Source organism: Flavobacterium sp. 102, from assembly GCF_003634615.1.
In the GTDB taxonomy this organism is placed as follows: Bacteria; Bacteroidota; Bacteroidia; order Flavobacteriales; family Flavobacteriaceae; genus Flavobacterium.
In genome coordinates this window covers 1486571-1511643 of sequence record NZ_RBKX01000001.1, presented here as the reverse complement: position 1 = coordinate 1511643, position 25073 = coordinate 1486571, and the positions used below count along the sequence as shown (strand labels likewise).

The 25073-nt window shown below is 34.5% G+C and carries 24 protein-coding genes; 14 read left to right on the top strand and 10 right to left on the bottom strand.

The window, feature by feature from the left end:
* Positions 1-44: 44 nt before the first annotated feature.
* Positions 45-2327, top strand: coding sequence for a hypothetical protein (locus tag C8C84_RS06625; protein ID WP_121312782.1), 2283 nt, complete (start codon positions 45-47; stop codon positions 2325-2327).
* Between the two features lie 901 nt (positions 2328-3228).
* Positions 3229-3651: a hypothetical protein gene (locus tag C8C84_RS06620; protein WP_121314996.1), complete on the top strand. Its 423-nt coding sequence runs from the start codon at positions 3229-3231 to the stop codon at positions 3649-3651.
* Here C8C84_RS06620 and C8C84_RS06615 read toward each other — a convergent pair.
* A complete protein-coding gene (locus C8C84_RS06615) occupies positions 3648-3986 on the bottom strand; it encodes a hypothetical protein (protein ID WP_121312781.1) in 339 nt (112 codons plus the stop codon). The genes C8C84_RS06620 and C8C84_RS06615 overlap by 4 nt on opposite strands.
* Before the next feature lie 3 nt (positions 3987-3989).
* The gene (locus C8C84_RS06610; RefSeq protein ID WP_121312780.1) at positions 3990-5687 is read right to left on the bottom strand and encodes a hypothetical protein; all 1698 of its coding nucleotides are present in this window, start codon (positions 5685-5687) and stop codon (positions 3990-3992) included.
* 153 nt (positions 5688-5840) lie between these two features.
* On the opposite strand from C8C84_RS06610, the gene C8C84_RS06605 reads away from it, so the two are divergent.
* From C8C84_RS06605 to C8C84_RS06575, 7 genes are all read left to right on the top strand, one after another.
* Positions 5841-6221 (top strand): helix-turn-helix domain-containing protein, encoded by a 381-nt coding sequence (locus C8C84_RS06605; protein WP_121312779.1) that lies wholly within the window; start codon positions 5841-5843, stop codon positions 6219-6221.
* Between the two features lie 98 nt (positions 6222-6319).
* Complete coding sequence (locus C8C84_RS06600) at positions 6320-8425, top strand: ATP-binding protein (RefSeq protein WP_121312778.1); 2106 nt, start codon at positions 6320-6322, stop codon at positions 8423-8425.
* Positions 8426-8845: 420 nt separating this feature from the next.
* Positions 8846-9739, top strand: coding sequence for a LysR family transcriptional regulator (locus tag C8C84_RS06595; RefSeq protein ID WP_055862367.1), 894 nt, complete (start codon positions 8846-8848; stop codon positions 9737-9739).
* 77 nt (positions 9740-9816) lie between these two features.
* Positions 9817-10782, top strand: a complete 966-nt coding sequence (locus C8C84_RS06590) for a YeiH family protein (protein ID WP_121312777.1) — start codon at positions 9817-9819, stop codon at positions 10780-10782.
* Between the two features lie 12 nt (positions 10783-10794).
* Positions 10795-11769 carry a YncE family protein gene (locus tag C8C84_RS06585; RefSeq protein WP_199717103.1) on the top strand — a complete coding sequence of 325 codons (975 nt, stop codon included), beginning with the start codon at positions 10795-10797 and terminating at the stop codon, positions 11767-11769.
* A gap of 266 nt (positions 11770-12035) precedes the next feature.
* Complete coding sequence (locus C8C84_RS06580) at positions 12036-12896, top strand: AraC family transcriptional regulator (protein ID WP_233549749.1); 861 nt, start codon at positions 12036-12038, stop codon at positions 12894-12896.
* A gap of 100 nt (positions 12897-12996) precedes the next feature.
* Positions 12997-13290 (top strand): putative quinol monooxygenase, encoded by a 294-nt coding sequence (locus C8C84_RS06575; protein WP_121312776.1) that lies wholly within the window; start codon positions 12997-12999, stop codon positions 13288-13290.
* A gap of 214 nt (positions 13291-13504) precedes the next feature.
* Here the strand turns inward: C8C84_RS06575 and C8C84_RS17110 are convergent, their stop codons facing one another.
* From C8C84_RS17110 to C8C84_RS06560, 4 genes are read right to left on the bottom strand one after another with little or no spacing between them, the layout of a single operon-like run.
* The gene (locus C8C84_RS17110; protein WP_199717101.1) at positions 13505-13681 is read right to left on the bottom strand and encodes a hypothetical protein; all 177 of its coding nucleotides are present in this window, start codon (positions 13679-13681) and stop codon (positions 13505-13507) included.
* Positions 13671-13922 (bottom strand): hypothetical protein, encoded by a 252-nt coding sequence (locus C8C84_RS06570; RefSeq protein WP_121312775.1) that lies wholly within the window; start codon positions 13920-13922, stop codon positions 13671-13673. Before C8C84_RS06570 ends, C8C84_RS17110 begins: the two co-directional genes overlap by 11 nt.
* A 10-nt stretch (positions 13923-13932) precedes the next feature.
* Complete coding sequence (locus C8C84_RS06565) at positions 13933-14328, bottom strand: DUF5675 family protein (protein WP_121312774.1); 396 nt, start codon at positions 14326-14328, stop codon at positions 13933-13935.
* A gap of 1 nt (position 14329) precedes the next feature.
* Positions 14330-15088, bottom strand: a complete 759-nt coding sequence (locus C8C84_RS06560; RefSeq protein WP_121312773.1) for a hypothetical protein — start codon at positions 15086-15088, stop codon at positions 14330-14332.
* A 1162-nt stretch (positions 15089-16250) separates the two neighbouring features.
* Between C8C84_RS06560 and C8C84_RS06550 the strand changes: the two genes are divergently transcribed.
* Positions 16251-16562 carry a hypothetical protein gene (locus C8C84_RS06550; RefSeq protein ID WP_121312772.1) on the top strand — a complete coding sequence of 104 codons (312 nt, stop codon included), beginning with the start codon at positions 16251-16253 and terminating at the stop codon, positions 16560-16562.
* A 79-nt stretch (positions 16563-16641) separates the two neighbouring features.
* On the opposite strand, the gene C8C84_RS06545 is transcribed toward C8C84_RS06550, so the two are convergent.
* Genes C8C84_RS06545 through C8C84_RS06535 form a run of 3 tightly spaced genes read right to left on the bottom strand, consistent with a single transcriptional unit; the run spans position 16642 to position 18246 of the window.
* Positions 16642-17022 carry a hypothetical protein gene (locus C8C84_RS06545; RefSeq protein ID WP_121312771.1) on the bottom strand — a complete coding sequence of 127 codons (381 nt, stop codon included), beginning with the start codon at positions 17020-17022 and terminating at the stop codon, positions 16642-16644.
* Positions 17023-17034: 12 nt separating this feature from the next.
* Positions 17035-17430, bottom strand: a complete 396-nt coding sequence (locus C8C84_RS06540) for a hypothetical protein (RefSeq protein ID WP_121312770.1) — start codon at positions 17428-17430, stop codon at positions 17035-17037.
* Between the two features lie 3 nt (positions 17431-17433).
* Positions 17434-18246, bottom strand: coding sequence for a hypothetical protein (locus C8C84_RS06535; RefSeq protein ID WP_121312769.1), 813 nt, complete (start codon positions 18244-18246; stop codon positions 17434-17436).
* Between the two features lie 257 nt (positions 18247-18503).
* Between C8C84_RS06535 and C8C84_RS06530 the strand changes: the two genes are divergently transcribed.
* The 4 genes from C8C84_RS06530 (at position 18504) to C8C84_RS06515 (ending at position 24253) form a co-directional block, all read left to right on the top strand.
* Positions 18504-19532: a putative phage abortive infection protein gene (locus C8C84_RS06530; RefSeq protein ID WP_121312768.1), complete on the top strand. Its 1029-nt coding sequence runs from the start codon at positions 18504-18506 to the stop codon at positions 19530-19532.
* Between the two features lie 197 nt (positions 19533-19729).
* A complete protein-coding gene (locus C8C84_RS06525; protein WP_121312767.1) occupies positions 19730-21889 on the top strand; it encodes an ATP-dependent endonuclease in 2160 nt (719 codons plus the stop codon).
* Entirely contained in the window at positions 21871-23811 is a 1941-nt protein-coding gene (locus C8C84_RS06520; protein ID WP_121312766.1) for a UvrD-helicase domain-containing protein, read from the top strand. The genes C8C84_RS06525 and C8C84_RS06520 overlap by 19 nt, the downstream gene beginning before the upstream one ends.
* A 22-nt stretch (positions 23812-23833) precedes the next feature.
* On the top strand, positions 23834-24253 hold the full coding sequence (locus tag C8C84_RS06515) for a GNAT family N-acetyltransferase (protein WP_121312765.1): 420 nt from the start codon (positions 23834-23836) through the stop codon (positions 24251-24253).
* Between the two features lie 6 nt (positions 24254-24259).
* Here C8C84_RS06515 and C8C84_RS06510 read toward each other — a convergent pair whose 3' ends face one another.
* A complete protein-coding gene (locus tag C8C84_RS06510) occupies positions 24260-24649 on the bottom strand; it encodes a helix-turn-helix transcriptional regulator (protein WP_121312764.1) in 390 nt (129 codons plus the stop codon).
* Positions 24650-25073: the final 424 nt, after the last annotated feature.

Sequence of the window (25073 nt, the reverse complement as noted above, 5' to 3'; positions counted from 1 at the left end):
AGAAAAAAAAATTGGAAGAAAATTTATAGGAAAATAATTTGAATATGTTAAACAATATTGTTGAAATCTGTGTTGCTATTGATATTGCTATTCTTGGAATAGCTTATCCAATCATAGTAGACAAAATCTCAAGTATAGGTGACAAATACGATTCTACCTATTTGCCAGATTTATTTGGTGAAGAGTTTCCTCAAAAATCAATTAAAATTGTATTTACTAATTTGAACTTATCATTCTTCAAGTTAACCCTATATGTGACAATTATTTCTTTCTTCCTGATTATTTTCAATTTTCAACCTTGGTTTGATTGGAATAACATTGTAATCAATAATTCCGCAGAAAGTATAATTTTATTTCTTACTTCATCTTTAACCGTAATGTTTTTCATATGGCTGGATAAGATTGTGCTTTATAATGGAAAGTCAACAACGATATTAAAATACTTGATTGCTAAACATGATCTGGATTCAAAGAAAACATCAAACAATCCCTATTACCTTAAAACTATAAACGAACTTACCTTTTATGCTGTTGACAAACAAGATGAGCATTTACAAGAAACTTTGTTAGAGTTTTATTCTGAGGTATTTTCTGAAATACGAAGGAATCATGACCATTCACAACCTTTAATTTATCCTTCTGATCTATATCATCTGATTAACAAATTAAATTATACACTCACAATTACAGAAAATAAAAAACTTCTCGCTATTGAACATCGTGCTGTAAGTGGTACATGGCTATTAGGCGAGGATTTTGAAGAAATTACTATTTCCAAAGAGACTTATCGTATTTTATGGGACGATCTTTATATGATTTCATCAAACGATAAATACTTACGGATGTATTGGGCGACAGCGAACCAATATTTCGACTTTCAACTAAAGTTTTTATACCCTGAATACAATCCCGAAGGCAGCGAGATAATTAATGACCCTGAAGTAAAAAAACGGCAGAAAGAACGTGAACAATTTCTAGAATTTAATTATGCTCTGGGTGGCCTATTACTTTATAAAAAACAATATAAAACTTTAAAGTACATTTTTAATTATTCACAGTCACTACCTCCAAAATATGTTTTGCTCCCTGAAGGTATGACCGCAATTTTCACGTGGTTTGAAGAATTTAGAAATGAATTTAGACATAGAAAGCATCCATTAGATCTTAAATATCCTTTCCCTGGATTAGACAATTTAGGAAATAGACGTGACGTCAATTATTGGATTTGCAGCTACATAGCATTATTATTCATAAGACAGTTTACATTGCAACCGTTTTACGTATCTCATGACTTCACATCATTGCCTAATTTACCACAAAAGGTAACAGAATTAAAAAACTGGCTGGATAGTGTTTCTTTTTTCGAAAAATGCTTAAATCACGTTTTGAAAAACGAAGAGTTGCTAGAAGATCTGCATTTTGCAACAGTTGCATTGGAAAAAGAACAAGATTTTCGAGATTTCATATCCAATCTTAAATCAAAAATCATTGGAGAAATTGGAGAACAGAAATTAAATGCTAATTTATCAGAGGAGAAACTTCAACATTTTCGAGATTCAACCAAAGACATTATAACTTCGGCTTTTAAAGATTATGATCAAATCTTTATACCGCTTGATGACGCCGAAAAGGACAATGATTTAAAGTTGACGGTTACAGGTGGCCAGAACTTAATGACAAAATCCGCTTTTACTGATAATGATATTCCACATTTAAACTATGATTCAATATTTGCTAAAAGTATTGTCGCGAGTAGTATTCGAAAATATATACCTAATTCTTTTTTCGTTTCTCGAACTCGTAGATTTCTGCTAAGTAAAGAACTAATTCTCAAAGGAATCGAAAAATTAATAGCAGGGACTACCGACTATGTAATAATAGCCGTTAATATTGGGTATGAATTACGACAATTATTAGAAGTGAATTACACTACTAAGGTTGTACATATACCTTCATCTGAACACCGTGTAACAGATTTACTTTTTATTCTTAATAAATCAGACTTGCCGAGTATTGAACATCGTTCGTTGAGCGACGAAGTAGTTTCAGATGGACAATTGAAGCTTATAGACGAAAATCTAAAATTATATGCTTCTATAATTGATATCAATACAGAAGATAATATGAAAATTAAAGATTCTTGGGGTGAGATTCAAAATGATTCTGGCGAAGATATTAAAGTTCAGGTAACTATAGCTTTTTTAGCAATAATCTATTGGAAGAAAAAAAGAGACATTGTCCAACTCAGTATGACTTCAAAATATCGAGAACAGGGTGTTGAAAATAGTCTTGAAGATATACAGCCTCTCAAAAAGCCTGGGTATTAAAGATAAATAATGTTGTCTAAATTAAGGCACTAAATCATTACACAGGCAATCAATCGGTCTCTCTCCTTCTTCGCCTTAGTTCCGCCACGCTGCTCCAGTCAGTCGTGCCTCCTTCCGTTCCGCAGTACACTCAAAAAGGCAAATGCAAAAAGCTTTAAAAAGAAGCACTTTCCATTTGCCTTTTTTCGTCGTGGTCTTCACACGGCTCAGTGCGTCGTTCGTCGCGGCTCTGCATCCACAACACCACAACTTCCGCAAGCTACAGTTGCCGTGTTTGTGTCTGCCGCCGCTTGTTAATTTGGCGGTTGCCGCCTTGCCCGCGCCATCAGGGTGGCTCCGCTGCGCTTTGCCCTAAATCAAGGTTAGGCCACTGCGTAGCCAGCTGTTAATTTTTTCCCTGCCGTTTCACGCTCGCAGTCCTTCTCTCCACTCCGCAAGCTGCGTTCCGTTCCCGTCCTGCGGTGGCGGGTCAATTGCCGCAACACCGCCACGTCGCTCCTCACAAATAAAAAAGAAAACTCCGCAGGCTACGTTTTTCTTTTTTATTTGCTGCGGTGCTCGGGGGTGTTAGATTGCCCCAGAAACATCGCGTAACCGGACGTAAACCGGACGACCCTCTTTCAAAAAACAAATAAAAGAAAGGGAAGTTAAGCTGCAATTTCAAAACGTTCGGTTCAAGCCCTACGGGTTTAAAACAAAAATCTCCACCCTCAAATCCCGGTCACGAATTAACATCAGCTAAAGTTTAAATATCTTATCGCATACAACGTCTCCTGCTAAAAGTCGGGTAGTATTTTTATTTTAAAAACCGCACTTATTTGAAATCTCCGCTTCGGGAATGACTTTCTTTTTTTCATTTTTTTCTTTTGAAAAAGTTCAGTCAAATTTAAATATCGAAGCCATGCAGAAAATCAACATCAGGACACACAACCCAAAAAATCGATATGATAAACCATATTTCTTTATCCTATCTAAAGGTGCCAATAGCGGTAAGCCGTTAGAGCAATCGTGCCCTAATTGCTTTGTTTTGGAGTTTCTAAACGAAGAGGAAAGAGAAAATCACTACTGGCTTGCATACAGCCTATGGCAAGCGAAATTTTGGCGTTATTATCTGGTTGGCTCCGTCGTATTATTTTTAAGGCTATACGAATTTAAGCCACAGTTCGTCGCCAAAAGCGAGGCGTTAGAAAACAGCTACGCCCAGCACATTAGAAAGGTCCGGGCATTAAGTCTGTTAGAAGAAAAGGAAAAAGAACTTTGTAAAAACATCGACTTAATAAAGGAAATGCGCGCGGTGATTTTGCATGCATATACCAGGCTTTAAGTTTGCTTTTCCTCTTGATCATCATCTGACACCATTTCACGGATTTTATCCAAGAGGTCCATTTCTTCCAATGGAATAATCTCGATTATTTTTTCAAGAACCCCGCTTACAGCGCAAGGAATGTTCCTTACATTGCCGACGCCTTCGCTATCGGCTTCGAGCGCGGCCACCGATACCTTTAGCACATCTATAATATACCAACTCAGTTCCGCATAACTGTTTACCGGAATATTCACCGTCCCTTTTCCCTTACGGCTCTTTGAGGGCTTTACAACATGAAAGGAATGCGCCGCGAGATCTTTTAATTCTTCGATTGTTTTTATTTTATCTTCCATCAGTCAATCATTTTGGTCATTATCTTCTTTAATCGGTTCAAGCCTTTCCAGTTCTGCAGCCGCAAGCTTATCAGCCCTTTCTACAAATTCATTATATCGATTGCTCAGAACTTCGTAATCGTGGTAGGCAACATCATCGACAGGACCATAGCGGAGAGACGTAGTGCGACCTGATAGAATTCGTAAAAGTTCTCTGTCCTTGTCCGTTTTTCGCGGAAAAATCTCTGCCGTCATTGGTGTAAAATATTCGCATAACTCAAAAAGATAAGGCAGCGAAAAATGGTTTGGCATGTAGCCTAAGAATATCCGGATCAACCCGAGACAAGTTTGCTCAATGACAAGTTGCATTAGATAAACGTGAATTTTAGTCGCACCGCCGCCGTCCATAGCTTCGGCTTCCATAAGGAAATTTTTAGTGCGGTCACGTTGCTGCCAGTATATTTTTGCCTTCGGAATATTCCTGATTGGGATTTCCTCAAATGGCAAGAATACCGGCTTTAAAGTTTCTTGGAACAATAGCTGCCCGCGCTGCATGATCTGGTAAAAAAAATGTTGCTGGTCTCCCTTTTGTTGGTACAGTGATTTTTTAGAATGCATGATAACAGTAGTCGTGCATCGGCCATCCGTCTGGGCTCTAACGTTAAACGAAATATTTCCCGGAACATGCGCCTGAAAATCCTTCACGATCAGAAATAGATAATAATGTGTGTTCTGGAAATCGACTGCATTGTTTTCCAAAAGTACATTTGCTGCAGACCTACTGACGTTTCGTTGACCGATACAATAAAGTGCGGAGATTTCAACAGATTCGGCAACGATCTGAGTGATTAGCTTTAACGGTTCATCTTGCTCAATAGTAATCAAAGGAGTTTTAGTGCGTGCAAACTCATATTGGCATCGGCAGACGCATTCCTTGAAAAGCCTGCTGACCTCAATATTTAACCAATCCTTTTTGGCTTCGGCAGTATCGATGATATCCTTTGTTAATTCCGGAATTTCATGGCCGTATTGCACGGCATCGCAGGCAATGTTAAGCAATTCCAACAATTTCTTTTCCTGTTCGTTTTGAATGTCGAAAGTTTTTGCCAGTTCCTTCGAAAACTTCCCTACATGATTCTGATGGACTTCTAAATCATGTTCCACAAGATATTCACCGGTTAGGAAATTCGAAGCTGCAATCAACAGCCACCGGATATTTTGATGAATGTTATATGCGGCTTGTAAATAATCCTCTTGTCTTTGGTAGTATTTCAGGTTGAGTCCTAAAATGAAAGCGGAATTATCTTCCTTGTCAAATTCGCTCTTGGCCTTCTTCAAAAAACGCTTAGGCTTGAGCCGTTCTACAAAATTGAATTCTTCGCTTTCCTCGGTGCTGTAAATCAAACTGTTTTTGGTGCAATGCATCGCAAAGAACGGATTGCCATCTTTCAATTCATCCCTAACCCATTGTGCGCTAAAAATCCGGAAAGAGAATTGCGGAAATGCTTCAAACACTTTCCAATAATTTTCGTTTAAATCGTCCCAGGCGTGCGGACTGTCTTCGGCAATAATCACCATAATAATGCCTGCATTCAAATCTTCCTCAATATGCGGTGAAAAGTAAATAGAACTAACGGCAGAAAACGCCATGACTAGCCCGACGGCTTTTTCAAGTTCCGCTTGCTGCGGATGATTCTTTGAAATTAAATAGTTGTGGTACATAATTCTTAATTTTGAAGTGAAACATATCTGAAAAATTGTATTTTTGTTAATCACTGCAAGTAAGAAAGACTGTTTTCTGTACCGTATCATTTTGTTCTGTATGCTACACGTATCTTACATTTACAGCGTTCCAAACACATTTATTACTTTTGAATTATGACACCAACAAAAAACCACATAGGCAGAAAAATTAGCCGCATCCGCGAATTACGTGATATGAAACAGGAAGCGCTCGCCCAAGCAATGGGAACAAACCAGCAGGCAATTTCAATGATGGAAAATAGCGAGACTATTGATGAAGAAAAATTGATTGAGGTAGCTAAGGCACTAGGTGTTACACCTGAAGCTATTAAAAACTTCTCTGAAGATGCAGTGATAAATTATTTCAATAACATCTATGATAATGATTTTAGTCATAGTAGTGGGGCATTCGGACACCATTGCACTTTCAACCCATTAGATAAATTAATTGAGGCTTACGAAGAAAATAAAAAGCTTTATGAAAGGCTATTAGAAGCCGAAAGAAAAAAATAAAGAGGCTTTAGCCTCTTTATTTTTTTCTTTTAAAAACGAATTTCGAAAGCGCATGTGATATATCAAACGCTTAGAGCATCATACCTAAAAAGAACACCATGATAAGGAATGAACCAGAACTGTTAATTGCCAAAGATCTATCATTTACGGGCATTCTACATGATGTTCGAAAATCTGGCACTAGTCTATCTCCAATTTTCGAAGCATTTACTAATGCATTAGAAGCAATTAAAATAAAACAAAATCGAGAAGAACAGTTTGCGAAAGGAGAAATTATAATTTCAATCTACACGGAAGAGTTAACTGATCGAACAACGGAATTTAAGTCATTGTCAATTCGTGATAACGGCATAGGCTTTGATGAAAAAGAGTTCTCACGTTTTAATACTTTTAAAGATAATTCAAAAGGATACAAAAATTTAGGTTCTGGAAGATTGCAGTATGTACATTATTTCGAGAAAACGAACATTAAAAGTATTTTTGAAGAAAATGGTCAATATTATGAGCGAGAATTCTCGATGTCAAAAAGTCAGCCATTTATAAGTAAAAATGCAATAGTGAAATCATTGCATTGTTGGGCGTCGACTGAGAAGCACACGTATACAACTATTTCATTTAGCAATTTATTAGAACCTAGCAATATCTATAATACTTTAGATGATATTACTCTGAAAGAGGAATTACTTAAGCGTTATCTACATTACTTTTGTTTTAACTCTACTTCACTTCCAGACATAAAAATCAACTTTTATGTGTTTGGGGAGTTACAATCTACTTCGCGTATAGAGCCAACCGATATTCCTACATTCGATAAAAAAGACAGTATCGAAGTTTTTTATAGTAGTTTGAGTAACGACGCAAAAACAATTGAAACAATAGATAAAAAAGAAAATTTAGATGTAACGACATTTAAAATTCCTAAAAACTTATTAGACAATAATGATCTGAAACTAATTTCAAAAGGCGAAGTTGTTGAAGAAACAAAAATAAATTTAAAAGGGATTTCAAAAAATGATAATATCGCGGGCAATAAATATTTAGTATTGGTATCAGGAAATTATATTGACGAAAAAGACACTAATATTCGTGGTGAACTGGATATTCCTCTTCGCGCACCCAAAGCTTTTAATGCATTTAATAATGAAATAATCTTTCTTGAAGATATTGAAAATAGTGTTAATGATAAACTTCTAAAATTATATCCTGAAATCGAAAAAATCATCGAAAAACATACAAATGAATTAAAAGAACTTAAAGAAATGTTTTTAATTGAGGATGAAGACGGTGTTGACATTTCATTGAACGATGACAACAAGAGGATTCTTGAAAAATACTATGAAGCACAAGCAAAAAAAGAAGCAAAACTTGACGCAACTATCAAACAATCAATAGATCGATTAGAAAGTTTAGATACAACCGCGGGCAACTATGACGAACAGCTTGAAAAGGAAATAGATGCAATAGTAAAAATTCTTCCAGAGCAGAATAAACGCACACTTAGTCACTATGTAGCGAGACGAAAATTGGTAATTGAATTATTTTCAAAGATCAATGATAAAAAGTTGAAAATTCAAAATGAAAATTCACGAGATAAGGACGAGGCACTTATACATAACTTACTGTTTCATCAAAAATCTACAAATACGTATGGTAGCGATTTGTGGATTTTGAATGAAGAATTCATATATTTTAAAGGCAATTCTGAATTTAAGCTTAAAGATTTAGAACTTGATGGAAAGAAAGTGTTTAAGACGGAATTTGAAGAAGAAGAATTAGATTATTTAAAATCTTTAAATGAGAGTAGACTTGATAAAAGGCCAGATGTGTTACTGTTTCCGGAAGAGGGAAAATGCATTATTATCGAATTTAAAGCGCCTCTTGTAAATGCGTCTGATCACCTTACTCAAATTAATAAATATGCCTCATTAATAAGAAACTACACAAATGATGAATTTGAGATAAAAACTTTTTACGGCTATTTAATTGGCGAAGGGATTGAAGCAAAAGATGTACAAGGAAGTGTAAGTACATTTGAGCATTCGTATCATTTAGATTACTTATTTAGTCCTTCACAGAGAGTAATTGGTTTTGACGGGAAGGAAAATGGAGCAATCTATACTGAAGTCTTGAAATATAGTTCGATACTCAAACGCGCCGAATTAAGGAACAAGATATTTATAGAGAAATTAGGATTGAAAATGTAAATCAACGCGAATTATACTAAATAACAAAAGCCCACTTAACAAAAAGTGGGCTTTCTTTATAAATCCGGAAAAGGTTACCAGTCAAAACCGGATTATTTCTTTCTCACTTTCGTGAGTACTTTTAAAATTAGCGTAGCCATAAAACTTACAACTGCGCCGATCACCGCCAATACAACCGTTTTCAATATATCTTCCGAATGTAAATTGGGAACGATACTGAGCAATGTTCCCGCTGCGGTTCTGTCTTGAGTGATATGTTAGCTTCCATCGCGAGCATTGTTTTTTTCGGTTCCCGCAGTAGCGAGTAATTTTTCCATTGGTGTTGTTGAATAATTGTATATTTATTCGCTTATAAATAAGTTAGCGGAAACCCTTGGAGAACTCAAGAAAAAATGAGTAAAATAACTTAATCCTATAATAATGTTTGATTTTCGTTTACAAGTATTTCACAAAGTAGCAAAACGACTTAATTTTACAAAAGCTGCCGAAGAATTATTTATTACGCAGCCAGCAGTTTCAAAACACATACAAGAAATTGAAAGTTTTCTGAAAACTAAACTTTTTGAAAGAAATGGCTCAAAGGTAAAATTAACAAAAGCAGGACTTATATTATTTTCTCATACCGAAAAAATATTTGAAACCTATCGTAATTTAGAATTTGAAATTAATTCTCTTTCTCAAAATTTCAACGGAAAATTAAGAATTGGTGCGAGTACAACAATTGCTCAATATCTTTTACCTGAAATTTTAGCATCATTTCATAAAAAATTTGACCAACTTATCGTTTCTTTAGAAGCTAATAATACAGAACAAATTGAAATTGCGCTGCAAAAAAATGAAATTGATTTGGGTATCATAGAAGGAAAATCCAAAAAAGCCTATCTAAAATATACCGAATTTGTCAAAGACGAAATTGTTTTAGTTTCAAATAGCACAAATCCTCTCTCAAAAAGACAAAACATTACTATTGATGAGCTGAAAAACATTCCTCTCTTGTTTCGCGAGCAAGGATCAGGAACACTAGAAGTTATTGCACATCATTTAAAATCTTTGAATGTAAAAATTTCAGATTTAAAAATTGAAATGCAATTAGGCAGCACTGAAAGTATTAAAAATTATATACTTCACAGCAACACTATGGCTTTTATATCATTACATTCCATATACAAAGAACTTAAAGAAAATAAATTTACAATAATAGATGTTCAACATTTGTCTATCGAAAGGAGTTTTTACTTTATCCAACAACAAGGTCAAGTTGAGGCTTTACCCGAATTATTTATGAAATTTGCCAATCATTATAACTTTAAGTAATGACGCATAACTTTTTACAATTTCCAACATATCCTTTATTTCCAGAAATTTGTACCAACAATAATATATAAAGTAAGATGGAAAATCAAAAAGGATTCAAAAATTTATTAGACAAAAGTATAACCACGAGAGAAGTGATTTTTTTATTAGCAGTTGTACTCTGCTTGTCTCCATTAATATCACCGCCAATTGCCCTACTTATGGGTTTAATAATTGCGCAATTTATTGGACATCCATATTTACATCTAAATCATAAAGCAACTCATATATTATTACAGGTTTCTGTTGTTGGTTTGGGCTTTGGAATGAATGTTACAAGTGCATTAAAAGCGGGTAAAGAAGGTATTTTATTTACAATAGTTTCTATTATTGGAACATTAGTAATTGGTTTCTTTATGGGTAAGTTTTTAAAGATAGAAAAAAAGACTTCTTACTTAATATCAGCTGGAACAGCCATTTGTGGTGGAAGTGCTATTGCTGCTATTTCTCCTGTAATAAAGGCAGAAGAAAAACAGATATCGGTTGCATTAGGAACTATATTTATTCTAAATTCTGTAGCCTTATTTTTATTTCCTTTTATTGGGCATCAGTTAAATTTATCACAATCACAATTTGGAATGTGGTGTGCAATTGCTATTCACGATACCAGTTCAGTTGTAGGTGCAGCAAGTAAATATGGTCCGCAAGCTTTAGAGATTGCTACAACTGTTAAATTAGCACGAGCATTATGGATAATTCCTGTTGCTTTTTTATCAACTTTTATTTTTAAAAATAAAGACAGTAAAATAAAAATTCCTTACTTTATTGGATTATTTGTTCTTGCAATGATTGCAAATACCTATATTCCTTTTGTTCAACAATACAATCATTATTTAACAAATTTTGCAAAAGCAGGATTAACGCTTACCTTGTTTTTAATAGGATGTGGATTGAATAGAAAAACAATATCCTCTGTTGGATTTAAACCATTAATTCAAGGTGTAATTCTATGGGTGATTATAGCAACTGCTGCACTTTGGGCTGTAACAACTTTAACAAACTAATAAATTAAAAATATGAAAAATGAATTCAAAATTGGAATGTTAATACTATTCTTTAGTATTATTGCTACCAAAACTCAAGCGCAACAAATCTTTGACGGCAACATAAAAAATAATTCTTTAGCAATAAGTCCAACCGAAAATATTGCATTAGCATCAAACAGCGACGTAAATTTCGTAAGTGTTTATAATCTAAAATCTCGTAAATTAATAAAAAAGATATTTGGATTCATTAGTCCAAGAAACATCATTTTTTCGCCTGATGGAATGAAGTTTTACATCACTGACAGCAGCACCGGATTTTTAACTGTACTGGAAACAAAGAAATTTAAAATCATTGAAAAATATGCGGTAGGCTTTGGAGCATTTGGTTCAGCAATTAGCAACAATGGTCAAGAAATTTATATTAATAATGAGGCAACAAATACAGTAACGGTAATTGACCTTTCAAGTAAATCGGTAAAAAAAATAATAACAGGTTTTGCCGAACCAAGACAAGGTATTAAATTAAACGCAACAAATACAAAGATTTACGTGACCAATTTTGCCAGCGACGCTATTTCGGTTGTGGACGCAGCAACTTTAAAAATCGATACAACTATTACTGGTTTTAGCAAAATAAGAGCTATCTCTATTACTAAAGATGGTGAAACATTATTTGCTGCTAATAGTGGTTCCAATTCCATTGCAGTAGTTAATTTAAATACAGGTATAATCGCTCAAACAATTTCTGTAGGCAAAGATCCTTATGGCGCATCATTATCTTCAGATGAAAACATTTTATTGAGTGGAAATAAGGAAGATAATTCTCTTTCAATAATTGATGTATCAACACTAACTAATATTGGAGTGATAACAGGATTTAATGAACCAAGACAAGCGATTGTTTACTCTAAAAACGGTAAAAATGTATTTGTACTAAACAAAGATTTATCTATTAGTGTAGTTAATCTTTCTGAAAAGAAAATAATATATAGTATTCAGAATTAATAAATTTCCTAAAAAAGGTAAAAGGGCTATCCGCTAACAGCGGCTAACCAAAATTGCCGATTTTCGGTAACTGCAAATTTTATTTTCACGAAGAAAGTCTATCTTAGCAGAAAGAACTCGGCTCGCTTTCATCGGCAACTTCGGTTAGCCGCGAAACGTTGTGTGCAAGGCTAAACGACCTATTCATCCAAACTTTAGCACACGATTTTTGAAATAAAAATGTAATATATTTACAATTCCAAAATGTTTTTTAAAACAACACTATTATGGACATTACAAATTTTCCAGAAGATTTATTTGAAAATAACTACACGGACACTTCAGACCTGCAAATTGCTAATTACGAGGTGTATAAACATGTGTCCAAGAATAAGATTAACCTAAACAAAAATGTATTCAGTTTTTTATTGGACGGACAAAAGGACATTCACTTTTCTAATGACATCGTTTCAATAGATCATACACAATCCTTGCTTCTTGCATCGGGAAATTTTTTAACAACAGAAATTGTAGGGGCAAATAGTTATAGTTGCCTACTCTTTTTCTTTTCTCAAAAAAACATTAAGGATTTTTTATTGAAATATGGGCATCTATTTAACCCAAATGACTTAAATAAAGCAGCGGCCAGTAGTCCCTATTTCCTTATTGAAAAAGACAATTTTATTATCCATTTTATTAATTCTATTCAACAAATTTATGGCTTGAATCAAACAATCTCTCAAAAGATTCTGGAATTGAAATTTGAGGAAATTATGTTGTATCTCGCTGATAAGTATGGGCAAAGTTTTTTTGTTTATCTAAATTCATTGTTAATCAATGAAAGAGAATTATCTTTTAAAATGGTCATTGAAAAAAATCTGTACACGAGTTTGAATATTGATGAGGTCGCTTTTCTATGCAATATGAGCCTGTCTACTTTTAAGCGAAAATTTATACAAGTATATCAAGAGTCTCCAGGAAAATGGTTTCAACTAAAACGGCTCAACAAAGCCAAAAAATTATTGCTTAATAATAAAGCGACACCATCAGAAATCTATATGGACTTTGGTTATGATAGCTTATCAAATTTTAGCACAGCCTTTAAAAATGAATTTGGATACAGTCCAAAAAACATTATGAAAAATTGACCTTTTTTCATAAGTTTTTGAACTAAATAAAAAAGCCTCACAAGCTTAAATGAGCTAAATTTGTTAAAACAAAATTGGTTTAATTTAAAAATAAAAAGACATGAAAAAATTAGGATTATTAGTTCGACTAGAAGCAAAAGCAGGAAAAGAAAAAGATGTTGAAGAGTTTATTACAGGTGCATTGCCACTTGCTAATGAAGAAGCGGGTACTATTACATGGTATGCGTTCCGTATTGACGCTTCTACATTTGGCATTTTTGACACTTTTTCAGATGAAGAAGGCAGAGAAGCACATCTTGGTGGTAAGATTGCAAAGGCGTTAATGGAAAATGCACCTGAATTGTTGGCTACTGCACCATCTATTGAGAAATTGGACGTTTTAGCGGCTAAATAAATACACCACAATTATTATAAAATGGCTGCCTGTCAAAGTTCTGTAAAGGAATTTGGACAGGTTGCCTTTGTTTACAACACAGCTTGATAATAAATTAAGCGTAGGCTAACGAATAAGCCCAGCACACAACAGCGGGTTCGGAAAATAAAAAGCCTGCTTCAAGTTGAAACAGGCTTCTTTATTAATCCGGAAAAGGTTACCAATCAAAACCGGATTATTTTTTGTTTGTTTTAGTAAGCATCTTTAATAGCAAAGTCGCGGTAAAACTTACAACTGCTCCGAGAACCGCCAATATAATTGTTTTGGCAATGTCTTCAGAATGAAGATTGGGCAAAATGCTCAACAATGTTCCCGCTGCGGTTCCTGTTTTAAGGGAAATGTTAGCTTCCATCGCGCGAACCGTTTTTAGCTTCCGGCAAATCCTTTGCCGCATCGTCAACAGTAATTTGACTCACTGCCGATAAAACGCCACCCGCTACCGCCGTGTAACCAGCAACAGTTACAATCACCGCTGGCAAAGCTACCGGCGCGGTAAGCAATGCGCCGCTAACGGCGAGCATCGCGAGTCCGATGGTGCGAAGCAATTTAAAAAATTTTGGTGTGGGCGCTTGCGCTCTTTCTATGATTTTCATGATGATCAATTTAAGATTGAATAATTAAAACTACTTTCTCATTTTTGTCTAAAGCTTTGTAAATTAAAGTTTTCAAAGTTGTACAAGCCTTTCGTGACATAAGCCCTAAACCGGCTCCCGAAATTTTTGTCACCGGAGCAATGCAGCCATTCAGTTCCTTCAAGGCATTGTTGGCCGGATGAAATAAAATGCCACTTCTGCCAGCCACATTTCTAACTTCAATATGCCATTGATGCTTTTTGCTATACCTTTTGGATAAAAAATATTTCCCTTCAGGAACGCAGGAAACTCTTCTCTCATTCTTTTTCCAGGGCAGCTCAATCGTGTTGCAGATCAGCTTGCCTTCGCATTCGAGTTTTCCATTTGTTCCGTCCGGGAAATAATTCCTTTTCAGGATAAGGACCATTTTACAAGCCGCTTACTTTTACCAATGCCAGCGGGTTAAATGCACCATTTTTCAATGGATACATCGAGCCGTTCACTTCTTGGTAAAACTCAATCCCAAGCGCTAAGAATAGCGGCTTGGTACTCGCAGCTGTAACTTGGTTCGTTTGCGCGACCGCAACGGTCAACGTCGCATCCCAAGGCAGGATTGCAGTTTCCGATGTGGCCACCGTGAAAACCTCATTCTCAAAATCAATCTCGGCACCGCCGGAGATAATTTTGTAATGCGTAGTTCCTGATGGTGCCACGATCATGTTTGCCGGGATAAACGGCGCAATGTCAACCGTGATTTCACCCGAAACCCTGTCGATCGCTCCAACGAACGGCGCATACAAAGTAGTTCCAAGTTTTCCGCGCAGATTGAACTCAAAGCCCAAAAGCAATTCGGCTTCGCCGTCAATCACATTTCTAAGGCCTCTTTCATTCACCAAATCCGCTTGGATCACTTTTACCATTTGCTGCGTCAGCCTGCTTACCATTCTGCTGTCCGCAGAATTAATCAGCAAAGCACGCAGCGCCGTTCTGAGCATCTTGCCGGCCTTTCCGGCTCGCCCGAATTCCGCGCCGTTCTCGCGCGTCCTTTGAAACGCAGGATCGCTCTCAATCCTGCTTTTCTCGATTCCACCTTTCTCGCGCACCAAGTGCCCGTCTGCGGAAGTCTTGTAGAAGGTCATACCACCAATGGTTCCCTTCAGCTTGATTATGCCAGTCTGTCTAGCCATAATTTCTACATTTTACGATTAATACTCACTTTCATTTTCAATCCTCATTTCGATTATCGTTGCAACATAATTTCGACTGATTCGAGAACAAAAGTTGTATTAATGCATCACATAAAAAAGCCACCCATGTACCAGGATTACCAAACCGACAAAATTGGCATCAATCAACAAAAATGGCACAGAAACGAGCCACAATTAACCCGTAATTTGCCCTTGCCGAAGCAATTACAATTTTTCTTATTTTTGGAAAGTTCTTAGAAATGGTTACTAGCGCTTTGAAGAAACTCAAAGCCTAGTCAAAGGTATGGTTAGAGTATGAAAACTATGGGAAGGCGTATATGCATCACCACAAACGACGTAGAACTCGTTACTGGTCAAAGCTACCGCCAAAGTCTTAGACTATTGCATGAGATCGCAAACAGCCTAAATAAAGCCGTAAAGTTTGTTACTATACAAGAATTCTGTAATCACACAGGGTTAAATATTGAACAGGTTGAAAAGACAATATTTGGGTGATGCTGATAAATGCCAAAAGCGGAGAAAATAAACGTCTCCCGAACCTTTGAACGCTTCGCAAACCCATTCATTTTTTAGTGTAGTTCTTGCCATTTCATTTGGATAATACCTTATTAATCAGTAAATTTACACCATAAGATTTAGTGATGTTTGCAGTTCGCTGAGGTGCAAAATCGAGACCCTTAGATTTTAAACTTTTCAATGTATTGATATAGGCGGGATTACAACAACGGTTCGAATCCCTCATCGCCCACAAAGAAAACCGATTAGGAAACTAATCGGTTTTTTTATTTTCAATATGTGACAAAAGCTTGCTTTTAGGCTCAGATTGGAAATAAAAAAACAAGGCTGAGCAGCAGCCGCAGGTTTTCTTTGTTCAGGGCTCCTCAGAATGGGATCTCCGAAGGTAATCCTTCATTGCCTACCGATTTAAAGCGAACTAAAGTTCGCATATCTAACTGCCACAGACAGTCCTCCTCTTAATATCAAATCTGTCACCATTGATGGCTTAGGGTGGACTTTCCCTAGGCTTTCCTATATAGGAGTTATATAGCAGGCGTTAGAATTACGAATTTGAAATTACGAATTACGAAGTATTGCGTGCAGTTTATTTTTCCTGTATTTTTACGATACTTACTTATATACCATGTCTACAGTTATTATTGACCCTGAGTATTTAAAGCAATTAGCCAAATTGGACGCTAGTATACGGGTGCTGAATGTGGAGAAGATTAAACTACTATTTAAAGCACTTGACATAAGCCTCACTGATGCTGATTTTGAACGGCTGATGGCGTGGGAACTTGTGCTTGTTACCGTACCGGATAAACAAATGGCTGTGCAACTTAATAAGCTTGCTGCCTATGTACCCAACCTTAAGTTTACTGTTGACGAGACACAGCCGATATTTACGTTGATGCAAGGGAGTAAAACAAGGCGTGTCTGGAAGGAGCGTTGAACATTAGGTAAGCACGGATTCCTGCGGCAGTCGCTACGCTCGTGTACAAATCCGCGCCATCGGGATTCACTTATTCTAATTACGAGACCGCTGTACTTATGATTCGTATCGTACTGAAATTATACTCCGGCAGTGCTTCGGGTTGGGTATCTTCGTCAGCAAGTATCTCATTTACGTTATCCAAAAACTCGGGTACGTTACTCGGCATCAGTTGTATCGCTAGTTCCATAATATTGGCCAAATCAATATTCGGGTTACCAACGGTCGATGATACATAGGGCTCTTCCGTAAGCAACGCAACGGTGCACAGCTTCATCAAATCTTGCACGGTTCCATATAATGAGGCATAACCTGAAAAATTAACAGTCACCTGCCACACATCTTCTCTTTTTGGATGTGCTTTCATCCCGGCCAACAGCCAATCTGCTTTAGCACGGAGTTGTTCTATTTTGGTTTCCATAGTAATGTTGTTTTAGTTCTGAAATGATATTGGTAGCGTTAAAAATATATTTTCTAAAATGTAATCCTCTCGTTCCTCAGTTTTTTCATTGCTGGGTTGCAATACAGCTTCTCGAATGTGGTCAAGTAAATCGGCCTCTTCATAAGGAACTAAGTCCAAGATTATACCCAATACTCCACTGATGTTAGTTGTTGGTTCCGGAATCCTATTACAACTAGTATCCCCTTCCAAGGCAAGAATACATACTTTCACTATATCAGCAATTAAGAACATCACATCCGAATAGCCAGACAGATTGAGTTGAATAGTATCACGTTTCTTTTTTATATTCTGAGATTCCAGCAATACAAAATGTTTTTCGGCCAGTTGGCGCAATGGTTCAGGCAAATGGTTTATTTTAGTATTCATATCCTAAGTTTTTAAAGTTTCCAATCGATTCAGTTCTGCTATAGCCAATGCTCCGGCTTTCTCCAAAAACCTCTCGCAGTTTTGTAATAAAACCTCAAAATCGTTTTCTTCAACACCAAGCTTAGTCCAGTGAAGCAGCATACTGGCCGGCGCACAAAGCATTTTATAAAGCCGTATGTCATTTTCCGTGTTACAGGCAAACACTTGTTGTGGCAAATCGGTAAAATGCCCACACAACTGCAACAAGTACTTCAATCCAAATTCATTTGGCGTATACCCTAAGAAAACCCTAATAAGTCCAATGGCCATCTGAACGCATGCCGTGTTGAGCAACGCTATTTTGCAAAGCCCTACCTCCGCTTGCGGACTGTCTTTCGCAGCATGAATATTGAATTGCGCTACCGCAACACATTTGTGCCAAAACCGTGTATCTGTTTCCAAATCCCTTTCTGGATTATGGTTAAGTATATAAGGCACATTGGCTTTATCAAGGGCAATCCGCTGTCCGTATCGTAGCACTTGGTCAAAAAAATACTGCTGGCTTTTTTGTTGGGTAGTAAGCTGTGTTACTTTATGGACTAATACCGTTGCAGTGATGGTTTTGTCGGTTCGCATTTTTATTTCATTCATAAGGTGCGAGCCTGTTACCTTCGTGTTTGCGAAAACAAGGATATCATAGTGACTTTTCTTAGTTTCAGGTTGTAAAGTACTGGTGCCACGAGAACCGAAGACATAAATACTGCAAGGCGCAGCAGCTTTCAATAACGTTTCCAATATGAAATCAGTTTCTGAATTTGAGGTGGTTATAGTTCGCATAATTTCTGATTTTTGAAGCAAGTTAGTGCGGCTTCAAACTGTACTAAACCAAAAATGTTGGTATGTTACTAATCTCGTTAGTATTTTACCTTTCTACAACTTCACATTAAAAACATTCGCAAAAAGTCACTATCTGTTATTTTTTTCTTACTTTCGTCTTACCCACTTCACTTCAAATACCACAAAGATTTTAAGCGTTATCATTATTGTAGTCTTCGTCAATAGTCTATAGTTATGCTATTCATTTCAATAAAAATATGAGCAAAAAAAAACCATTTAAATTAAAGAAAAACGAACAAGTATTTTTGGCGTACGCGTTTTTCATTTGTGCTTTAATTTCATTAGCGTCAATTCTGATATTAAAACAAGTTTACAAAGGCACTCCGGCACAAGACCTTGCTACTGTAATTGGCGGTGTATTAGGAACCTCCTTATCATTTTTCGGATCCATACTTGTTTACAAAGCATTAAGGTCGCAGATAAAGGCGAATAAAATAATCAGTGACCAATTTAAAATCCAACAATTCGAATCCAAATTCAATCAAATGTTGCATTTACACAATGAAAATGTAAAAAACTTAAAACTGGAATTGACTGAAATTGAATATGAAGGAGGCGGTGTAGAAAAAAAAGCTATTGAATTAAAGGGAAAAGAAGTATTTGAAATATTGTGCTTGGAAATCGAAGAGCTGTTTAAAACTATTTTACCGCTCAGAATAGACGAAGAATATTCTTTTATGGCTGCCTATGCTATTTTCTTTAACGGGAAATTCACTGATACCGACAAAGACTACATCGCAGCTTTGGAAAACATTAAAATTAGACGATTACTAAACAAAAAACTAGTTGAACCATACATTCTCGAAGGATTTCTTATCCACAAGCAGTTTGTTATCAACTATGAATTAATCCAAGGCCATTCCGAAAAACTGTCTCAATACTTTAGGCATTTGTTCCTTACAGTCAAATTTGTAGCTAATCAAGATGAGGACTTTATTAGTTATGAAGAAAAAAGAGAATATCTCAGAATGTTAAGGGCACAGTTAACCAACTATGAACAGGTTCTTATGTTTTACAATTGGCTATCTGGATTCGGAAAAGAATGGGAAAATGAAACAAATAAGTTTTTTACCGATTACAGAATGATACATAATGTGTTTGGAGTCTTTCTAATTGAAAATGAATATATAAGAGAGAAATACGAAAATTTAAAGACAAAAGATTATAAAAAAATACAACATAAATCTGATGATGATTTATTTGAATCAGAGAGATGGAGGCGATGATTATGATGTCTCCTGATGCTCCATAAAGATAAAAGGTCGAAAATGATTCGCAAAATGCAATGCCAATTAATTTTATTCGAACATCAGTCTCACCCACATCGAAATAAATGCCACAAGCAATTATTTGCTATTTATAGCATACAAATTCATAATCAACTATTTTTATTGCTATTACTATTTAACTCGTAAAATCAATTATGAAAATCAAAAAACTTTACATTGAGAATTTTAGAATCTTAGAGAATTTTACTATTGACTTAGAAGATGAGATATCCTTAATCATTGGAAAAAACAATTCTGGTAAAACTTCCATACTAACTATTTTAGACAAGTTTTTAAATCAACCTGATAGCAATCGATTTAACATAGAAGATTTCAATTTAAACTTTGTTGCAGCGCTAACTGATATAATTGAAGACCCAAATGAACTTATAGAAGAAGATTTCATTAAAAAATTTTGCGGAATAAAATTAAGAATACTTATTGAGTATTTTAATTCAGATAATTTCAGTAAAGTTCAAAAATTAATGTTAGATCTTGACCCTGATAATAATTTTATTGTTTTAGGATTCGACTACTATTTAAATTATGAAAATTACCTAAACTTAAGAAATGATTATAGTATTTTCAAAGCGAAGGAAGTTGGAAAAAAAAGTAAAGCTGGAAGTGCAACACCTCCAAAAAAATACATTGAGAAAACATTTAAAAACTTTTTAAAATTAAATTTTCAAGACTATTTTTTGACTAAACGAAAATCTATCTTCTATGATAGGATTAATGATGATATAATTGAAGAAAATTTCATATCGATTGAAGATGTAAAACTTTCTGATTTAATAAACTTCAAACATATTTCAGCTAAAAGAGATGTAACTAATAAAGAAACAGACAAAACCCTTTCACTACAAACATCAAAAATTTACGAAAAGAAAGAAACAGAAGAAAGTGAAAAAGAAAAAATTGAAGAGTTTCAGGATACTATTATTAATACAGACGATGAATTATCAAAAATATACGAGTCCTTTTTTGGAGACATAATTTCCAAAATTAGAACATTAGGAGGCATTAAGGAAAATGATTCAGTCCTTTCAGTTCTATCAACCTTGCAATCTAAAGAACTTCTCAAGGGCAATACCACTGTATTCTATAAACACGATACTCATGATTTACCAGAACAGTTCAATGGATTGGGATATTTGAATTTAATAAGTATGATTTTTGAAATTGAGATAAAAAAATATGAATTTCAAAAGTCTTTACTGGAAATTCCATCAGAAATAAATCTGTTATTTATTGAAGAGCCCGAAGCTCACACCCATCCCCAGATGCAATATGTTTTTATAAAAAACATCAAAACCATAGTCGGAAATGTAATTGAAAAACAGATAAAAAATTCAGCAGGAACAGACATTACTTTATCAAAAAGTCTACAATGTGTTATCAGTACACATTCCTCACATATTGTTGCAGACAGTAATTTTGATGATATTAAGTATTTAAGAAAAATTGAATCAAATGTCGAATCTAGAAATCTTAAAGAACTTAAGGTATATTATGATAAGGAAGGTAAACACTATCAGTTCTTAAAACAATATTTGACCATTAGCAGGGCAGAAATATTTTTTGCCGACAAAGCTATTTTAATCGAAGGTGATACTGAGAGGATTTTGTTGCCTACAATAATGAAGAAAATAGACATTGAAAATTTAGCATCAGATAAGACAAACAAAAAAATGCCTCTTTTATCTCAAAACATATCAATTATTGAAGTCGGAGCATTTTCGCAAATTTTTGAATTATTTATTGATTTTATAGGAATAAAGTCTTTAATCATTACTGACTTAGACGCTACCAAACTAAAAATGGTAAAAAATAAGAATGGTAAAGATCGATCAGTCCCTGAAGCTTGTAGAGTTTCAGATGGAAATGATTTTTCGAATTCTTCATTAAAATATTTTTTAAAAGGGAAAACACTTTCAGATTTAAAAACGTTACCATTAAATCAAAAATGCCTAATAAAAGATCATACAGGATGGGTTCAAAACGACAACGGAATATTATGTTTAGTTTATCAGACAGAATGTAATGGCTACTTTCCAAGAAGTTTTGAGGACTCTTTTTTTGCTATAACAAACAATTTAGATTTCGTAAAGAAAAAGCTTGGAAGATTTAAAGGAATTAAAAATCCAAGATATTTTGTTGATGCAACAAAGGACATATATGATTTGGCAAATGAATGTATCGATAAGAAAACACACTTTGCTCTTGATATAATTTATAATAGTAATGAAGATTATTCAAATTGGGATATCCCTGAATACATAAAAGAAGGTTTATTATGGCTGAAGGAGAATTAATTAAAACCGAAATAGATGAAATTATTGAGCAAATCGATAATGGTCATAATTTTCTTTTAAGTGGTGGTGCCGGTAGTGGTAAAACTTATACACTTGTGCAAACAATACGAACTATTATTGGTAAGTACCCAACTGAACAAATTGCCTGTATCACTTATACTAACGCAGCAGTTAAGGAAATTGAGGAAAGGATAGATGATAAAAACCTTCATGTATCTACAATTCACGATTTCTTATGGGACAGTATAAAGAACTATCAATATGAGTTAAAAAAAGCATTAGTTGATTTAGCAAACAATCCCGATGTGACCACAATAAATATTATAAATCCCACTATTCAAATGTTTGCTGAAAATGGGATACAATATAAAGAAAATGTCAGTTTAGCAAATGGTATTATTTCTCATGATGAATTATTAATAATTGCTGAGCATTTATTTGAAAAATATATCAAGCTTAATGATATTGTTAAAGATAAATTTAAATTCATTCTGGTAGATGAATATCAGGATACCAATGAATTAGTAATTAAAATATTTTTAAATCATTTTAAAAAAAGTAAAAAAACAAATACTATCGGTTTTTTTGGCGATGCAATGCAATCTATTTATGATAATTCAATAGGAAACTTGGATACATATAAAGGCAATTCAGATGATTTGGTAAGAGAAGTAAAAAAAGAGCAAAATCGTCGTAATCCTTTACTTGTGATTACACTAGCAAATAAACTACGGAATGACGGTTTAACTCAAAAAGAATCGCAAGACCTCTCAGCTCCTAATATGGATACCAATGGTAAAGTAAAACTCGGAAACATAAAATTCATTTATTCATCTGAATATAAATTAGAAGATGTTAGAAATTATCTTGGATGGAATTTCAATAATGCTCCAGAAACAAAAGAACTAAATCTAACTCATAATCTAATTGCAAAACAAGCTCAATTCTCCACTTTAATGAGCATCTATAATGACGATCAAATTCTTGAATATAAACGTATGATTGTTTCACATTTAAAAGATCATACAGATATCGAAATAGAAAATTCGGAAACTTTTGATGACGTAATAAAAAAAACAGGCGTAATTCCCCGCAGTGGCAATATGACAGATTTCATTACCTCAAATGCAGATTTGTTCAAAGAAGCAAAATCGTATTCTTTTAATCTTTTTAAAAAAATTTATCTTGAGAGTGATATACTTACTGATGATAAAAAACAAAATGAAAATGAAGAAAGCAAAAAAGGTTCTAAACGCGATAATCTTTTAAAACATTTATTTAAAATTCAAAATTGCATAAGATTATACAATGAAGGTTTATACAACGATTTTTTAAGAATCACAGACTATAAAATTAATTCGATTAGTGATAAAAGTATTTTAAAACAAAGTATCGAAGAATTAACTATTACAGACTCTAAGACAATAGGAGAAGTTATTGAATTAGCTCATAAATACAATATTGTTTCAAAAGATCAGAGACTCAACGAATTTATAGCAAAAAGGGAGTATGTATATAATAGGGTTTGTAAAGTTAATTACAAAGAATTTTTAAATCTGTTCAACTATTTAGAAGGTTACACGCCATTTTCTACTCAGCACAAAACTAAAGGAAACGAATTCGACAATGTATTAGTTATCCTGGATCGTGGGAATTGGAATAAATACAATTTCGAATATGTTTTTGATGACGGAAGTATTTATAAAAGTTTAGTTGACGGTAGATCAAAAACAAAATCCAAGCTTGACAGTTATCCTAAAATTAAAGAAAGAACACAGAAAATTTTTTATGTCTGTTGTACTAGAGCAAAAGAAAACTTAGCTGTCTTCTTCCATCTCCCGCCTGCTGCTGTCCTAAAAACAGCAGAAGATTGGTTTGGAAAGGACAATCTAATTAATTTGGATAGCCTAACTATTACTTAATCAAAATTGTTATCCAAAGTATATGACAACAAATATTGCAGAACAAATAGCCAATCTTCTGAATGAAAGAAATCAACTCACTATTCAATATACAGCAGACAAAATTTTAGAAAATAGCGAGAATTATGTTTATCTGTTAGAAGAAGAAAAGATAATTGCATGTGCTGAAAGTAAATGTGTTCAATGGTACCAATGGGAAATCTCACATGTATTAGTCGCAAAAGATTATGAAGGCAAAGGATTTGGAAATAAAATTCTTAATGAAGCGGAAATAAAAGCAAAAACCGGAAATGCAAAAATTTTACAATGTACAATCAGGACAAATAATGAAAATAGTATTCGTCTTTTTTCTCGAAATGGTTATGTGCAAGTCAATAGATTTTTTTATCCAAAAAGTGGGAATTGGGTGTATGTATATCAAAAATCAATAAGCCAGAATTGATCAATTTTATTTCTTCAACTGCTCTAATAAAGCAACCTTATCTTTCTCCGCCTGAAGTAATCTTTCATAAAGCTCAACTATTTTGTCAACCGTATTAAAACTTGGTTGAATATTAATTGCATTCAAAGTAGAAGTATCATTACTGGTAAAAGTATTTGAAATAATATTCAAAACAGTTTCCTCATTAAAATTTCTAATTCCTTCAACAGAAACTTCCAAAGCCTCAGCAATTTTCAATAATACTTCCTCCTCCACTTCCTCGCTGTTCTCGATATTGCTTATGGTCTGTTGACTCACGCCTATTGCCATGGCAAGTGCTTCCTGCTTCATCCCTCGGAGTTCACGGATTTTAGAGATTTTGCGGCCGATGTGGTTGGGTTTAACGGAAGTGTTCATGGTTTAAAAGCTTTGAAAGGTTAATATCAAGATTAAAACAAAAATAGTGATTTTTGGTTAGTATAAAGTAAAACAATTTTTATAAGAATTACTATTCAAATCGGAATTATTGTTATTCAAAAATGGATTATTCTACCCTTAGGTTGAGCCTCTTTATGGGGGCTTTATTTGTGGGTTGCGAATATCGAAACGTAGTTGAAGGTCACAAAAGCTCTTCGACTCCCGATAGCTATCGGGATAGTGTGACAGTTGTGCTGACGATTTGGTTTTTGATTAATGAATGTCCTTCGACAAGCTCAGGATGACAGTTGTGCTGACGATTGGGTATACTGTTTCGAGGAGAGTTGAGCCCTTCGGCATCTCGATAGCTATCGGAACAGGATAAAATCAGCTCAGGGTGACGGTTGTGTTATTAATTGTGTTT

Excerpts from the sequence above, each read along its gene's own strand:
- C8C84_RS06510 (WP_121312764.1), bottom strand. The coding sequence starts at position 24,649 with ATGAACACTTCCGTTAAACCCAACCACATCGGCCGCAAAATCTCTAAA.
- C8C84_RS06580 (WP_233549749.1), top strand. The coding sequence starts at position 12,036 with ATGGACATTACAAATTTTCCAGAAGATTTATTTGAAAATAACTACACG.
- C8C84_RS06590 (WP_121312777.1), top strand. The coding sequence starts at position 9,817 with ATGGAAAATCAAAAAGGATTCAAAAATTTATTAGACAAAAGTATAACC.
- C8C84_RS06610 (WP_121312780.1), bottom strand. The coding sequence starts at position 5,687 with ATGTACCACAACTATTTAATTTCAAAGAATCATCCGCAGCAAGCGGAA.
- C8C84_RS06540 (WP_121312770.1), bottom strand. The coding sequence starts at position 17,430 with ATGAATACTAAAATAAACCATTTGCCTGAACCATTGCGCCAACTGGCC.
- C8C84_RS06570 (WP_121312775.1), bottom strand. The coding sequence starts at position 13,922 with ATGAAAATCATAGAAAGAGCGCAAGCGCCCACACCAAAATTTTTTAAA.
- C8C84_RS06585 (WP_199717103.1), top strand. The coding sequence starts at position 10,795 with ATGAAAAATGAATTCAAAATTGGAATGTTAATACTATTCTTTAGTATT.
- C8C84_RS06615 (WP_121312781.1), bottom strand. The coding sequence starts at position 3,986 with ATGGAAGATAAAATAAAAACAATCGAAGAATTAAAAGATCTCGCGGCG.
- C8C84_RS06515 (WP_121312765.1), top strand. The coding sequence starts at position 23,834 with ATGACAACAAATATTGCAGAACAAATAGCCAATCTTCTGAATGAAAGA.
- C8C84_RS06560 (WP_121312773.1), bottom strand. The coding sequence starts at position 15,088 with ATGGCTAGACAGACTGGCATAATCAAGCTGAAGGGAACCATTGGTGGT.
- C8C84_RS06595 (WP_055862367.1), top strand. The coding sequence starts at position 8,846 with ATGTTTGATTTTCGTTTACAAGTATTTCACAAAGTAGCAAAACGACTT.
- C8C84_RS06525 (WP_121312767.1), top strand. The coding sequence starts at position 19,730 with ATGAAAATCAAAAAACTTTACATTGAGAATTTTAGAATCTTAGAGAAT.
- C8C84_RS06575 (WP_121312776.1), top strand. The coding sequence starts at position 12,997 with ATGAAAAAATTAGGATTATTAGTTCGACTAGAAGCAAAAGCAGGAAAA.
- C8C84_RS06545 (WP_121312771.1), bottom strand. The coding sequence starts at position 17,022 with ATGGAAACCAAAATAGAACAACTCCGTGCTAAAGCAGATTGGCTGTTG.
- C8C84_RS06565 (WP_121312774.1), bottom strand. The coding sequence starts at position 14,328 with ATGGTCCTTATCCTGAAAAGGAATTATTTCCCGGACGGAACAAATGGA.
- C8C84_RS06530 (WP_121312768.1), top strand. The coding sequence starts at position 18,504 with ATGAGCAAAAAAAAACCATTTAAATTAAAGAAAAACGAACAAGTATTT.
- C8C84_RS06520 (WP_121312766.1), top strand. The coding sequence starts at position 21,871 with ATGGCTGAAGGAGAATTAATTAAAACCGAAATAGATGAAATTATTGAG.
- C8C84_RS06625 (WP_121312782.1), top strand. The coding sequence starts at position 45 with ATGTTAAACAATATTGTTGAAATCTGTGTTGCTATTGATATTGCTATT.
- C8C84_RS06620 (WP_121314996.1), top strand. The coding sequence starts at position 3,229 with ATGCAGAAAATCAACATCAGGACACACAACCCAAAAAATCGATATGAT.
- C8C84_RS06535 (WP_121312769.1), bottom strand. The coding sequence starts at position 18,246 with ATGCGAACTATAACCACCTCAAATTCAGAAACTGATTTCATATTGGAA.
- C8C84_RS06550 (WP_121312772.1), top strand. The coding sequence starts at position 16,251 with ATGTCTACAGTTATTATTGACCCTGAGTATTTAAAGCAATTAGCCAAA.
- C8C84_RS06600 (WP_121312778.1), top strand. The coding sequence starts at position 6,320 with ATGATAAGGAATGAACCAGAACTGTTAATTGCCAAAGATCTATCATTT.
- C8C84_RS17110 (WP_199717101.1), bottom strand. The coding sequence starts at position 13,681 with ATGGAAGCTAACATTTCCCTTAAAACAGGAACCGCAGCGGGAACATTG.